Origin of the sequence: Kineococcus rugosus (genome assembly GCF_050871975.1) — a bacterium.
Classification (GTDB): Bacteria; Actinomycetota; Actinomycetes; order Actinomycetales; family Kineococcaceae; genus Kineococcus.
This window is the reverse complement of record NZ_JBJLSJ010000020.1, coordinates 46,706-59,781: the sequence shown is the minus strand read 5'-3', so window position 1 is coordinate 59,781 and position 13,076 is coordinate 46,706. Positions and strand designations below refer to the sequence as shown.

The 13,076-nt window shown below is 72.9% G+C and carries 13 protein-coding genes; 9 read left to right on the top strand and 4 right to left on the bottom strand.

Features of this window, described 5'->3' with window-relative positions:
• Positions 1 to 137 precede the first annotated feature (137 nt).
• Together ACRYM6_RS13070 and ACRYM6_RS13065 are read right to left on the bottom strand one after the other, a co-directional pair.
• A complete protein-coding gene (locus ACRYM6_RS13070) occupies positions 138 to 491 on the bottom strand; it encodes a nuclear transport factor 2 family protein (protein WP_432543313.1) in 354 nt (117 codons plus the stop codon).
• Positions 488 to 1,216, bottom strand: coding sequence for a helix-turn-helix transcriptional regulator (locus tag ACRYM6_RS13065; protein ID WP_432543312.1), 729 nt, complete (start codon positions 1,214 to 1,216; stop codon positions 488 to 490). The genes ACRYM6_RS13070 and ACRYM6_RS13065 overlap by 4 nt, the downstream gene beginning before the upstream one ends.
• A 227-nt stretch (positions 1,217 to 1,443) precedes the next feature.
• Here ACRYM6_RS13065 and ACRYM6_RS13060 point away from each other — a divergent pair, with 227 nt between their 5' ends.
• The gene (locus ACRYM6_RS13060) at positions 1,444 to 2,331 is read left to right on the top strand and encodes an alpha/beta hydrolase family protein (RefSeq protein ID WP_432543311.1); all 888 of its coding nucleotides are present in this window, start codon (positions 1,444 to 1,446) and stop codon (positions 2,329 to 2,331) included.
• Between the two features lie 64 nt (positions 2,332 to 2,395).
• Here the strand turns inward: ACRYM6_RS13060 and ACRYM6_RS13055 are convergent, their stop codons facing one another.
• Positions 2,396 to 3,754: a hypothetical protein gene (locus ACRYM6_RS13055; RefSeq protein WP_432543310.1), complete on the bottom strand. Its 1,359-nt coding sequence runs from the start codon at positions 3,752 to 3,754 to the stop codon at positions 2,396 to 2,398.
• Positions 3,755 to 4,072: 318 nt separating this feature from the next.
• Between ACRYM6_RS13055 and ACRYM6_RS13050 the strand changes: the two genes are divergently transcribed.
• The 4 genes from ACRYM6_RS13050 to ACRYM6_RS13035 are packed head-to-tail and all read left to right on the top strand — an operon-like array spanning position 4,073 to position 7,679.
• Complete coding sequence (locus ACRYM6_RS13050; protein ID WP_432543309.1) at positions 4,073 to 4,393, top strand: hypothetical protein; 321 nt, start codon at positions 4,073 to 4,075, stop codon at positions 4,391 to 4,393.
• Between the two features lie 43 nt (positions 4,394 to 4,436).
• On the top strand, positions 4,437 to 5,036 hold the full coding sequence (locus tag ACRYM6_RS13045; protein ID WP_432543308.1) for a TetR/AcrR family transcriptional regulator: 600 nt from the start codon (positions 4,437 to 4,439) through the stop codon (positions 5,034 to 5,036).
• Positions 5,033 to 6,622, top strand: a complete 1,590-nt coding sequence (locus ACRYM6_RS13040) for an MDR family MFS transporter (RefSeq protein WP_432543307.1) — start codon at positions 5,033 to 5,035, stop codon at positions 6,620 to 6,622. Before ACRYM6_RS13045 ends, ACRYM6_RS13040 begins: the two co-directional genes overlap by 4 nt.
• A gap of 46 nt (positions 6,623 to 6,668) precedes the next feature.
• Positions 6,669 to 7,679, top strand: coding sequence for an ABC transporter substrate-binding protein (locus ACRYM6_RS13035; RefSeq protein ID WP_432543306.1), 1,011 nt, complete (start codon positions 6,669 to 6,671; stop codon positions 7,677 to 7,679).
• Positions 7,680 to 7,695: 16 nt separating this feature from the next.
• Here the strand turns inward: ACRYM6_RS13035 and ACRYM6_RS13030 are convergent, their stop codons facing one another.
• Positions 7,696 to 8,499, bottom strand: coding sequence for a DeoR/GlpR family DNA-binding transcription regulator (locus tag ACRYM6_RS13030; protein ID WP_432543305.1), 804 nt, complete (start codon positions 8,497 to 8,499; stop codon positions 7,696 to 7,698).
• A 76-nt stretch (positions 8,500 to 8,575) separates the two neighbouring features.
• Between ACRYM6_RS13030 and melA the strand changes: the two genes are divergently transcribed.
• The 4 genes from melA to ACRYM6_RS13010 are packed head-to-tail and all read left to right on the top strand — an operon-like array spanning position 8,576 to position 13,014.
• Positions 8,576 to 9,895 (top strand): alpha-galactosidase, encoded by a 1,320-nt coding sequence (melA, locus tag ACRYM6_RS13025; protein WP_432543304.1) that lies wholly within the window; start codon positions 8,576 to 8,578, stop codon positions 9,893 to 9,895.
• Positions 9,896 to 9,920: 25 nt separating this feature from the next.
• On the top strand, positions 9,921 to 11,222 hold the full coding sequence (locus tag ACRYM6_RS13020; RefSeq protein ID WP_432543303.1) for an ABC transporter substrate-binding protein: 1,302 nt from the start codon (positions 9,921 to 9,923) through the stop codon (positions 11,220 to 11,222).
• 8 nt (positions 11,223 to 11,230) lie between these two features.
• Entirely contained in the window at positions 11,231 to 12,172 is a 942-nt protein-coding gene (locus ACRYM6_RS13015; RefSeq protein WP_432543302.1) for a carbohydrate ABC transporter permease, read from the top strand.
• Positions 12,169 to 13,014: a carbohydrate ABC transporter permease gene (locus ACRYM6_RS13010; protein WP_432543301.1), complete on the top strand. Its 846-nt coding sequence runs from the start codon at positions 12,169 to 12,171 to the stop codon at positions 13,012 to 13,014. The genes ACRYM6_RS13015 and ACRYM6_RS13010 overlap by 4 nt, the downstream gene beginning before the upstream one ends.
• The last annotated feature ends 62 nt before the right edge of the window (positions 13,015 to 13,076 follow it).

Sequence of the window (13,076 nt, the reverse complement as noted above, 5' to 3'; positions counted from 1 at the left end):
GCACCCGAGAGCCGCGAACCTCCCGAGCGGCGGATGCGCCACCGGCGGTCACCGGGCGCTCCACCAGCCGTGGGCTGTTCGAGCACCGCAGTGGCCCACCGGCGTGCGCTCACTCCTTCATCCCCCGGGCAGGTCGTTCACGCCGGCAGGCGGCGGGGAGCGGTCACCGACCACACCCGCTCGATCTGCTGACCTGCCGTGTGGACGACGTCGATGCCGCTGACCGAGGTGTCGCCGATGCTCACCGTCCAGCGGAAGGCGAATCCCTGCCCGGAGGGAAGGACTTCGTCGATGACGAAGGAAGGGGCGGGGTAGTGCTCGCGGTATGCGCGGACGTAGGCCGCCATCATCGCCGGCCCCACGATGGCGTCGGGGTCGGCCAGCGGGCCGGGGTCTCCGAAGTGGATGCGGAAGTCGTCGGTGAGCAGCTCGTCGGCGGAGGCGAGGTCGCCGTTCCAGACGTCGATCCAACGTTGTGCGAGTTCAGTCATGGGACCACCCTGGCCGGGGTGGGCGACAACGGTGTGTCGGAATTCAGGAGCGTCCTGACGGGAACGCCATCAACGAGCTGGGTCAGGTCGACCTCGCGTGCTGGGGCGTGTTCTTCCAGGACGGTGGCGGTGCCGATGCGGTCCAGGCGAAAGCCGCGCACCGCCTGTCGCAGGCGGCACCACGCCACGAGGTACCAGTGCTCCCCGCCGAGGAAGCCGAGCGGTTCGACTTCGCGCAGAGTGGTGACACCGGAGCTGTCGGTGTAGTCCAGGTGCAGCACGCGTCCCGAGCGCAGTGCCTGCTGCACCGTCCGCTGCACTGAACGAGAGACCTCCGGAACCTCCTGCATCAACCCGATCCGGGTGGTGGTGGCCGTCGTCTTGACACCGTGGCCCAAGGTCCCCAGGAGCTTGCGCATCGCCGCGCGCCCGTCCTCGGCGAAGGGGGTTCCGACCAGCCGTTCGACGGCGACGGCGAGGGCGATGACTTCCTCTGCCGCCAGTGCGGGTGGGGTGAAGGTCGCCGAGGGCGCGAGCACGTGACCCCCGGTGCGCCCGGCCTCAGCGTAGAGGGGGACGCCGGCTCGGAGCAGTCCGTCCAGGTCGCGTTCGATGGTGCGGCGGCTGACCTCGAAGCGGTGGGCGAGCCATTGCGCGCTGCGTGGTCGGGGGGAGACGGCGCGTAGCTCTTCGACGATGGCGTACCAGCGTTCGGTCTTGGTCATCGATCGTTCACACCGGCCAGCCTGCCAGTCCGATCCGGCCAGGCAGGGCGTGGCCCCTCCAACGCCACGAGCCGCCCTCCGGGCTGCTCGACGCCATCCTTCCGCGGATGCATCAGGGTCGACCGGATCGGGGGCGCACCCTCTCGTCACAGCAGAGCACCCAGCAGGACGGTCATGGCCGCGACGTCGCCGGCATCGCACCAGGAGCGGTTGCTACGGTCCGTTGCGTGGATCCGGGTGCCGACGCGGTGACGCCTCTGGTGCTCGACTTCGCCGACCCCGAGCGGGCGGCGTGGGCACCTGCGGGTCCTCGTCCCCTGCGCACGAGCCTGTGGCGTCCGCGAGGGGCCGGACCCTGGCCGGTGGTGCTGCTGTCGCACGGCACGGGTGGATCGGCCCGCTCGCTGGCCTGGCTGGCTGAGGCTGTGGTGGAGGCCGGCTGGGCGGTGCTGGCGGTGGACCACCACGGCAACACGGCCACTCAGGACCACCAGGCCGCCGCGTTCCTCCGCGCCTGGGAACGACCGCTGGACCTGAGCCGGGCACTGGACCTGGCCGTGGGCCTGGGGCTGGGGTTGGACGCCTCCCGCGTGGTGGCCTGCGGCTTCTCCATCGGTGGCTACACCGCGGCCGCCCTGTGCGGTGCACGCGTGTCCCGCCCCGGGTTCGAGGCGCTGGTCAGCGGCCGGATCGCGCTGCCGCCGGTGCCGGAGTACCCGGGCCTGGCCGGTGAGCTGCGCCGGTACTGGGAGCAGGACCCTGACGGCCTGCTCGCAGGGTGCGAGGCCGACGTCAGCGATGGGCGGGTGCAAGCGGCGGTCCTGCTGTCCCCGGGGATCGGTGCGCTGCTCGAGCTCGAGAGCCTGGCGCGGGTGCGGTGCCCGGTCCTGGTGGTGTCCGGCGGCGCTGACCAGACCACACCGGCCGCGACCAACGCCGACGTCTACGCCGAGCACCTCCCCGCCGCGCAGAGCATCCGTCTCGGGGACCAGGTGGGGCACTACGACCTGCTCGACGCACCCACCCCCGGTGAACGCACACCGCTGCACCGCCGGGTCGCGCACCTGACGGTGCAGTTCCTGGAGTCGCTCCCCGGCGCTCGATGGACCCCTTGACCGTGTAGACCGGCGTGAGCGCGACAGCGCGGCCATCGACCCGTGAGACGTCCGGACGTCCTGATCAGCGGGATGCGCGCGTGGTCGAGCCGTCCGTGTGAACGGGGTTCGTGGCGCGGTCGGGGTTCCGGGTGTGGTCAGGCCCCGGAGGTGGCAGGTCGGGCAGGTGCTGCGCGACCCACGCGGTCAGGTCGGGGCGCGTCGTGGGCCAGCGGCGGCGCAGCCGCTGGATCCCGGCTGCGGCCGCGGGGTGCTCGCGGTGGTTCCACACGAAGGTGAGCAGTTCCGCGCCCCACGGCGAGGCCGTCACGAGTCCCGAGGTGTCGTGCACCGGCTGAGGGCTGTGCTTGGACGTCCACACCTGCCCCAGGGCGGTGATCGCGGCGGGGACGTCTTCGGCCCGGCCGTGGGTGGCGATGAGTCCACCGGCGTACCGGCGGTCGGCGCTGGACCGGTTCTGCAGGAGCCGTTCCCACAGGGCCTTCGCCGCGGGGCGGCCCCCGCGGTGGACGAGGTCGTCCATCGCGTCCAGGCGGACGTCCAGGCTCCTGGACCGGCTCAGCACCTCCAGCGCCTGCCGCACCGGGGTGGTGTCGGGGCAGCGGCCCAGAGCGCGGACGGCGTCGCCGGCCACCACCGCCGCGTCGGGCCCCTTGATCCCGGCGTGGTGGACGGCGGCCGCGGCCACGGCGGCCGCCGTCTGCTCGCTGAGGGGGGCGGGCATCACCGCGAGGATCTGCAGGGCCGGCCAGTGCAGGTCCCGGCACGGGCCGGCCAGCAGTTCGGTGAGCAGTTCCTGCGGCAACTGCGGGACAGGCCGGAACTCGGGGTAGGACCAGGACGCGACCTGGTCGAGGGCGTCCTGCAGCGCTTCGACCAGGGAGGTGACGTGTCGCGGTGCGCGGGTCCGGGTGGGCGAGGCCCGCAGCGCCGGGCGCAGCTGCTGCACCGCCGCGTCCAGCACCTGTCGGCACAGGTGCTCCTGGGGGGTGTTGCGCAGGGCGAACAGGCATCCCTGGGCGGCGCGGTCGCGGTAGCCGGGGAAGGCGGTGGGGTCGGTGACGATGTCCAGCAGCTGCTGGACGACCCGTGCCCCGCCGATGGCGAACAGGGCGCGGGGGTAGGGGCCGGGGATGTTCTCGTCTGGGCCGGGGCCGCCGATCAGCTCCTGCAGCCAGGTGTCGCTGACCGTCTCGGCGACGTCCAGCGGCCGGCTGAGCAGCACCGGTATCCCGGCGTGGCGCAACCTCCCGGTGGCGTAGCCGACGGCGGTGGGGCGGTGACTGCGGTCGATCTCCAGCCGGAACGTCGCCACCTGGTCGTCGATGGCGGGGTCGGTGCGGTGCAGGACCTCGTCGGCGTCGGGGTCGTCGAAGACGGCGGCAGCTGCCGCGGCGTCGCCGGCGGCGACTTCGACCTGCACCCGGCACGGTGCGTCCGGACCGAGGAACGAGACGGCCCACTCCTCCGCCTCCTGCGCTGTCACAGGACCTCGGGTCACCAGGTCACGCCTCTCTCTGTGCTGCACGTCCGGCTGCCGCAGGACCGGTGCGCCTCGCCCACCACCATGCCTGAGCGGTGGTCACCGCTGGGGGTGGGAGACGACACGGCACCCGTTCGCTCATCGGCACGGGCGGTGGATCACGACGACCGGACCCGGGGCGCCACCGCTCTGGACGGGGGTCGGGGGTGGGTGCGTCGCCGGCGTGCGGCCGCCGCGCCCGCCCGACACCATCGGCGGGTGGCGCCCCTCATCACCCCCGACGGCCGGTACCTCGTGGTGCGGGGGCGGTTGTGGCGGTGCTCGGACCCGTCGCTGCCCGAGGAGCGGCGCCAGGAGCTGGTGCGCGAGCTGATGGCCGCGCGGCGGCAGAAGCGGGACGCGGCCGGGGACGGCGAGCGCGAGGAGGCGCGGCGGCGCGTGGACGCGGCGAAGCACGCGCTGGGGGAGCGGGGTCCGGTGTGGTGGGACGACGGCGCGCCGGACCTGACGCGGCACCTGGCGCGCACCACGGAGTACGCGGACTGGTTCGCCGCGCAGGAGCCACCGCCGGGCGAGTGATCTGCACTTGACGCAAAGTCTGCACTGAGTGCAACCTGGGGTGGTGCCCGACCCCTCCCTGCCCGAACCCTCCCTGCGCGAACGCCGCCGCGCCGAGACCACGCAGCAGATCGCGGACGCGGCGGTCGACCTGGCGCTGGAGAACGGCTGGAACGCGGTGACGGTCGACGAGATCGCCGCCCGCGCCGGGATCTCCCGCCGCACGTTCTTCAACTACTTCGCCACCAAGGACGAAGCGCTGTTCCACAACACGATGGCCTGGCGGCCCGAGCTGCTGCAGGAGTTCCACGACTCCCCGCTACCGCTGGCCGACGCGCTCGAAGCGCTGTTCGAGCGGCAGGTCGAGAGCGAGACCCACGACCGCGACCGCGCCCTGCAGCTCATGGGCCTGGTCGAGACCTCCCCCGAACTGCTGCCCGGCCTCCTCGTGCGGATGGCCGCCGTCGAGGACGCGCTGGCGCGGGCGATCGCCGCCCGCGGCGCCGACGAGTTCACCGCCCGCACGGTCGCCGCCGTCGCCGGGGCGGTCCTGCGGGTCAGCGGCAGCACCTGGCTCTCCGGCCTGCAGCCGGACCTCCTGACCTCCACGCGGGCGGCCTGGGCCGCCCTGCGCACCCTCACCGACCACCGGAGCGACGTGTGACCACCACCGCCACCACCGAGGAGAAACCCCGCATCGGGTGGATCTTCACCAGCCTGATGCTCGTCATGCTGCTGGCCTCCCTCGACCAGACGATCGTCGGGACGGCCCTGCCGACCATCGTCGGTGAGCTGGACGGCCTGGAGCACATGAGCTGGACCATCACGGCCTACACGCTCGCGCTCACCGTCGCGATGCCCGTCTACGGGAAGCTGGGCGACCTCGTCGGCCGCAAGAACCTGTTCCTCGTCGCCATCGCGCTGTTCCTCGCCGGTTCGGCGCTGTGCGGGCTGTCGCAGGACATGCTGTGGCTCATCCTGTCCCGCGGGGTCCAGGGCCTCGGCGGCGCCGGGCTGATGATCATGTCGCAGACGATCATCGCCGACGTCGTCCCGGCCAAGGACCGTGCGAAGTACATGGCTCCCATCGGCGCCGTCTTCGGGGTCTCCTCCGTCGCCGGGCCGCTGCTGGGGGGCTGGCTGACGGACTCGGCGCACTGGCGCTGGGTGTTCTGGATCAACCTGCCGCTGGGGATCGTGGCGCTCGTCGTCGCGGCCGTCACCATCAAGCTCCCGGTGCGGAGGAACACCGCGCGGATCGACTACGCCGGCATGGTGCTGCTCGCCCTCGCGATCACCGGCCTCGTCCTGGTCACCAGCTGGGGCGGCAGCCAGTACGACTGGACCTCCGGCACGATCCTCGGCCTCGCCGCCGCGACCGTGGCCGCCGCCGTCGCGTTCGTCCTCGTCGAGCGCGCCGCGTCCGAACCGGTCCTGCCGATGCGGTTGTTCCGCAACCGCACCTTCGTCGTCACCACGCTGCTCGGCCTCGTCGTCGGCGCCGGGATGATGGGCGCCCTGGCGTACCTGCCGACGTACCTGCAGATGTCCTACGGCGTCGACGCCACCGAGTCCGGCCTGCTGCTCATCCCGATGGTCGTCGCGCTGCTGGTCACCAGCATCGGTTCCGGTGCGGTGGTGACGAGGACGGGGCGGTACAAGTTCCTCCCGATCGTGGGCACCGTCATCGCCGCCGCCGGGATGTACGCCATGTCGACCATGACGCTGGACACCCCGCTGTGGCAGTTGTGCGCCTACGTCGCCCTCCTCGGCGCGGGCCTGGGGCTGTTCATGCAGATCATCGTGCTGGCCGTCCAGAACGCCGTGTCCCCGCAGGAGATCGGGACCGCGACCTCGGCGAACAACCTGTTCCGCGAGTTCGGCGTCACCATCGGCATCGCGGTCCTCGGCACGCTGTTCTCCAGCCGCCTCACCGAGCGCCTCGGCGGCGCCCTCGGCGGGGACGTCGCCGCCGGCGGACACGGCGGCGCGAGTTCCCTGACCCCCGCGGCGCTGGAGCAGCTGCCGCCGCAGGTCGCCGACCTCGTCGTGAACGCCTACGCGACGGCGCTGGTCCCGATGTTCGCCTGGATGGTCCCGATGTTCCTGGTCGGCACCGTCATCGCGTGCTTCCTCCCCGAGATCCCGCTGTCCAGCACGACGGCGGTGAGCGAGGGCGAGGCCGAGCGCGCCGGGCGCGCTGCGGTCCCCGGCCAGCCGGGGGAGCGCGCCCCGCTCGTCACGGACTGATCCCGGCACCGGGAGAGGAGGTGAGGACAGGCTAAGCTTCCTGTCCGTGCCTCCTCTCCTGAACCGCCGCCACCTGCTCACCGGGACCGGCCTCACCCTCGCCGGCGCCGCCCTCACCGCCTGCGGCGCCGACGGGTCCGCCGCCGGTCCCCCCGCCACCGGAACCGGCAGCGCCGCCGCCGCGGGGTTCCCGTTCCGATACCGGCACGCCTTCGGCGAGACCGTCGTCGACGCCCCCGCGACCCGGGTCGCCGTCCTCGGCGTCACCGACGCCGACGCCCTGCTGGCCCTCGGCGGGCAGCCCCTGACGAACACCGGGTTCTCGTTCTACCCCGAGACCGGCCTCGGGCCCTGGGCCGCGGACCGGCTCACCGGCGACCTCGTCAAGCTCGGCTCCGACGTCGAGTCCGGCGTCGAGCAGATCGCCGCGGTCGAACCCGACCTGATCCTCGCGCTCGTCTCCGGCATCGACCGGGCGCGGTACGACGACCTCTCGCAGGTCGCCCCCGTCCTGGCCCGTCCCGCCGGCAGCACGGACTACGGCAGCGACCGGACCGCGACCACCCTCGCCGTCGCCGGCGCCCTCGGGAAACCCGCGGAGGGGCAGGCCCTCGTCGACGCGGCGGACGCCGCGTTCACCGACGCCGTCGCCGCCCACCCCGAGTTCGCCGGGAAGACCGCCCTGGTCGCCCTGCCCTACCAGGGCAAGTACGGCGTGTTCACCCCCGGCGACGCGCGCGGCGCCTTCCTGGCCGACCTCGGCTTCGCCCTCCCGCCGGCCGTCGCCGCCCTGGACACCGGGGAGAGCTTCTTCATCGACGTCTCCGCCGAGCGCCTCGACCTGCTCGACGCCGACGTCCTCGTCGTCCTCACCGACGACTCCACCCGCGCCGGGGTCGAGGACGACCCCGTGCTGCGCCGGCTGCCCGTCGTGCAGCGCGGCGGGCTGGTGCTGCCCACCGTCGACGAGCGCGGGGCGATGACCTACAACAGCGTCCTGTCGGTGCCCTACGGCGTCGAGGCGCTGGTCCCGCGGATCGCCGCCGCGCTCGCCTGAGCGGCCTCACACCGCGTCACACGGCGACCACGTGCACCCGGGGCCCGCACGCCCGGATCCGCTCCAGCTCCTCCCCGGGGGCACCGGAGTCGGTGACGACGTCGTGGACCCCGGCGAGGTCGGCCACCCGCGCCAGGGTGACCCGACCGATCTTGGAGGAGTCGGCCACCACCACCGTGCGCTGGGCGTTCCCGACCATCGCCGCGTTCGTCCGGGCCTCGATCTCGTCGTGGGTCGTGACCCCGCCCGCCGCGCTGAGCCCGTCCGCCCCGAGGAACGCGGTGCCGACGTTGAGGGCCGAGAACGTGTTCTCGGCCAGCACCCCCACCAGCTCGAAGGAGTTCGGGCGCACGATCCCACCGGTCACCAGGACCCGCAGGTTCGGGCGGGACCCGATCTCCCCGGCGGTGGTCAGCGAGTTCGTCACGATCGTCAGCTCGCCGCGGAACACCAGCGCCCGGGCGACCTCGGCGGCCGTCGTCCCACCCCCGATCGCGACGGCGTACGGGCCCTGCGGCAGGAACGTCGCCGCGCGCCGCGCGATGAGCTGCTTCGTGCGGTGCGAGGTCCCGGCCCGCAGCCGCACCGGGACCTCCACGGCCGCGGCGGCGATCCGGGCCCCGCCGTGGGTCCGGGTCAGCAGCCCCTGGTCCTCCAGGTCGGCCAGGTCGCGCCGGGCCGTGGCGACCGAGACGGCGAGCTCGTCGACGATGCGGTGCAGGCTGACCGTCTCCCCCGACGAGAGGAGGTCCAGCAGGGCGACCAGCCGGCGCGAACGCTTGCCCGAGCCGGCGCGGGGGAGGGGGAGTGCCGTCGTCACCAGGGATCCGATCAGTAGTTCTGAGCGGTTCGCTCAGATCGTTGCGGCCATCGCTCACCCCATTCAACATCGGCCCATGACTCGAGTCACCTTCGTCGGGGCCGGCAGCGTCGTCTTCACCCGGCAGCTGGTCGCCGACCTCCTCGGCTTCGACGACCTCGGCCCCCTCGACCTGGCGCTCTTCGACATCGACGAACGCCGGCTCGCCGTCGCCGAGGGCACCGCGCACCAGGTCCGCGAACGCCTCGGGCGCCCCGGGACCACGGTCACCGCCACCACCGACCGCCGCCGGGCGCTGGCCGGCGCGGACTTCGTCGTCGACATGGTCCAGATCGGCGGGATCGAGGCCACCCGGCACGACCTGGAGATCCCCGCCCGCTACGGGCTGAAGCAGACCATCGGCGACACCACCGGCGTCGGCGGGGTGTTCCGCGCCCTGCGCACCTTCCCGTTCCTCACCGGCCTCACCGCCGACCTGCGCGAGGTCGCACCGGACGCGGTGTTCCTGAACTACACCAACCCGATGGCCATGAACATCTGGTGGACCAGCGTCGTGGCCCCCGAGCTCACCGCCCTGGGCCTGTGCCACAGCGTGTACTGGACCGCGCACGACCTCGCCGGGCTGCTCGGCCTCGACGTGGAGGACACCCGCTTCCGCGCCGCCGGGGTCAACCACCAGGCCTGGCTGCTGGAGTGGACCCACGAGGGCCGCGACCTGTACCCGCTGCTGCGCGAGCGCATCGCCCGCGACCCCGAGCTCGAGCGCCGCGTCCGGGTCGAGGTCTTCCGCCGCGTCGGGTACTACCCGACCGAGACCAGCGAGCACTCCGCCGAGTACCTGCCGTGGTTCCTGCGCTCGCCCGAGCAGGTCGAGCGGTTCCGGCTCGAACCGTCGGAGTACCTGCGGATCTCCGAGGAGAACCTCGACGAGTTCCACGCCGCCGAGAAGGCCCTCGCGGCCGGGGAGGACCTGCCGCTGGAGCAGGGCGCGACCGAGTACGCGCCGCAGGTCGTCCACTCCCTCGTCACCGGCACCGAGCGGGAGATCCACGCCAACGTCGTCAACCGCGGGCTCGTCGACAACCTGCCGGCCGGCTGCGTCGTCGAGGTCCCCACCCTGGTCGGCCGGGACGGCATCCGCCCGCAGCCCGTGGGGGCGCTGCCCGTCCAGGCCGCCGCCGTGAACCGGCCGTACGTCTCGGTCGCCGAGCTCACCGTCGAGGCGGCCCGCACCGGTGACCCCCGGCTCCTGCGGCAGGCCGTCCTCGTCGACCCCAACGCCAGCTCGACGCTGACCCCGGAGCAGATCTGGGCGATGTGCGACGACCTCGTCGCCGCCCACGGCGACCTCCTGCCCGAGGCTCTGCGCGAGCCCCTGGCCCCGAACGCGCTGTGACCACCACCTGACCGAAGGAGTTCTGGTGCCCCCGTCCCGCCGGCTCGCCCTGGCCGCCACCGGCCTGCTCGCCCTGTCGCTGGCCACCGGCTGCGGCAAGGAGGAGATCACCGTCCTCGACACCTCCGCCGAGGTGCGCCTCACGTTCTGGTCGGGCCAGAGCGACGAGGCCGGGGACCTCCTGCAGGAACTCGTCGACGAGTTCGAGGAACTGCACCCCAACGTCACCATCGACATGTCCCCCGGGGCGTCCTCGACCGAGGAGCTGCTGCAGAAGCTGGCCGCGTCCTTCGCCGCGGACGAGGCCCCGGACATCTCCTACACGTTCGGGTCCTGGGCCAGCCAGCTCGAACGCTCCGGCCGGACCCTCGACATCACCGACGTCGTGGCCCGCCCCGAGGTGGGCTGGGAGGAGTTCACCGAGGCCGCCCGGCAGACGGCCCGGCCGACCGGCCGCCGCACCATCGGGTTCCCCGCCGTCGTGGACAACATCGCGCTGTTCTACAACACGACGGTCTTCGACCGCGCCGGGGTCCCGCACCCGACGGAGGACTGGACGTGGGAGGAGTTCCGGGCCGCCGCGAAGCAGCTCACCGACCCCGCCTCCCAGACCTACGGGTACGCCTACTCCGTCTCCGGCAGCGAGGAGACGACCTGGCAGCTGTGGCCGCACCTGTGGCAGAACGGCGGGGCGATCCTCGACGAGTCCGGCAGCCGGGCGGCGTTCGCCTCCCCCGAGGGGGTGGAGGCGCTGGAGTTCCTGCGCGCCATGGCCGTGGACGACCGCAGCGTCTACCTCGACCAGACCGACACGAAGTTCGCCCAGCTGTTCGCCAGCGACCGGGTCGCGATGATGACCTCCGGCCCCTGGGAGCTGTCCGCGCTCCAGACCGCGGGCACCTCCTACGGCGTGGTGCGGCTGCCCGGGACCGACGGCAACCACGAGACGGTCTCCGGCCCGGACCTGTGGACGCTGTTCGACAACGACGACGTCAACCGGGCCCACTGGGCGACCGAGTTCACCCGGTGGCTGACGTCGGCCGAGCAGGACGAGCGGTTCAACCTCGCCGTCGGGAACCTGCCGCTGCGGTCCAGCGAGGCCACCGGCGAGACGTTCCTCGCCCAGGCGCGCGAGCTGCCCGGCCTGGACGTCATGCAGGCCAACGCCGCCAACGCGAAGCAGTCGCGCCCCACCGTCCCCGGCTACAACGGCCTGTCCGAGGCCGTCGGCGCGGCGGTCGCGCGCGTCCTGCAGGGGCAGGGCGCGCCCGGGCCGGCCCTGGCCGAGGCCACCGTCGCCGCCGACAAAGCCCTCCGGCAGAGCTAGGAGCCCCCGTGACCATCACCGGAACCACCGGACCGCGCACCCAGCGGCCCCCCGCCGAGACCGCCGCACCCCGCCGCCGCCGGCTCACCGGGGAGGCCTGGGCCGGCTGGGGCTTCGTCGCCCCCGCCCTGGTCGTCGTCGGCGGGCTCACCCTGTTCCCCGGCGTGTGGGCCCTCGTCCTGTCCTTCCGCGCCTGGGACGGTTTCAGCCCGCCGGTCGGGGTGGGCACCCAGAACTACCGCGACCTCCTGACCGACGCGGACGTGGGCGCGGCCGTCCTGCACACCGGCCTCTACACCGTCCTGTTCGTGCCGGCCTCGCTGCTGCTGGGGGTGTTCCTGGCCGTCGCGCTCAACCGCAGGATCCGGTTCGTCGGGCTCTACCGCACGGCGGTGTTCGTCCCGTTCGTCGCGTCGGCGGCCGCCACCGGCATCCTCACCACGTACCTGTTCAGCCCCCAGTTCGGGCTGGTGAACAACGTGCTGCGGGTCCTGCACCTGCCCCAGCAGGGGTGGCTGGAGGACAGCGGCCAGGCCATGGTCGTCATCACGATCATGTCGCTGTGGGGCCAGGCGGCGTTCACGACCGTCATCTACCTCGCCGCCCTGCAGGACGTCCCGGCCGAGACCCTCGAGGCCGCGCGCATCGACGGCGCGACCTCCTGGCAGGTGTTCTGGCGGGTCGTCTGGCCCCAGCTGCGGCCGGTGACCTCGTTCGTGGCCGTCTACCAGACCCTGCAGGCGGTCCAGCTGTTCGACCTCGTCTACGCCACCACCCGCGGCGGGCCGCTCGGCGCGACCGAGACGATCGTCTACCAGGTGTGGACGACGGCGTTCCAGCACCTGCAGTTCGGGTACGGCTCGGCCATCGCGTACGGGCTGTTCCTCGCCACCCTCGCCGTGACGGTCGCCGTCACCCTCACCCAACGCCGTGCCGGGAGGACCTCGTGACCACGCTCACCCCGCCGCGCCCGCGCCGCCGGCTGCCGTTCAGCCCCTGGCACCTGCTGCTGGTGCCCGTCGCGCTGCTGTTCGTGCTGCCCTTCGCGCAGATGCTCCTCACCTCGCTGACCCCCGCGTCGGACATCAACCGGTTCCCGCCCGCGTTCCTCCCCTCCGAGCTGACGCTGAGCGGCTACGAGAAGCTGTTCGAGCAGTCCTCGATCCTGCGCTGGCTGCTCAACACCGCCGTCGTGTCCGCGGTCGCCATCGTCTCCCACCTGGTCCTGTGCTCGCTGGCCGGCTACGGCTTCGCGCGCCTGCGGTTCCCGGGCCGCTCGTTCGGGTTCCTCGCCGTCCTGGCCACCATCATGATCCCGTCGCAGCTGCTGATGATCCCGACCTACGTGATGTTCGCGCGGCTCGGCCTGGTCAACGACCTCGGTGCCGCGATCGTCCCCTGGCTCGCCTCGGCGTTCGGCATCTTCCTCATGCGGCAGTTCTTCCTGTCGCTGCCGGCCGAGCTGGAGGAGGCCGGCCGCATCGACGGGTGCTCCCGCTGGGGCGTCTTCTTCCGCATCGTCCTGCCGCTGGCCCGGCCGGCGCTGGCGACGCTGGCGATCTTCACGCTGCTGGGTTCCTGGAACGACCTCGTCTGGCCGCTGGTCGCCATCAACGACGAGGACGCCTTCACCCTGCAGCTGGGCCTGACGAACTTCCAGGGCACCCGCCGCACCGACTGGTCGCTGCTCATGGCCGGGAACGTCGTCGCGACCCTGCCGCTCGTGCTGCTCTTCCTCCTCGCGCAGAAGCAGTTCGTCGCGACCATGGCCTCCGCCGGCCTGAAGGGCTGAACCCCGTGACCACCCGCACGACCACCTCCACGACCACCCCCACGACCACCCGCACGCCCCGA

Bases quoted from the DNA above. Each gene is read 5' to 3' on its own strand.
- melA (WP_432543304.1), top strand. From the start codon at position 8,576: ATGACTCGAGTCACCTTCGTCGGGGCCGGCAGCGTCGTCTTCACCCGG.
- ACRYM6_RS13070 (WP_432543313.1), bottom strand. From the start codon at position 491: ATGACTGAACTCGCACAACGTTGGATCGACGTCTGGAACGGCGACCTC.
- ACRYM6_RS13065 (WP_432543312.1), bottom strand. From the start codon at position 1,216: ATGACCAAGACCGAACGCTGGTACGCCATCGTCGAAGAGCTACGCGCC.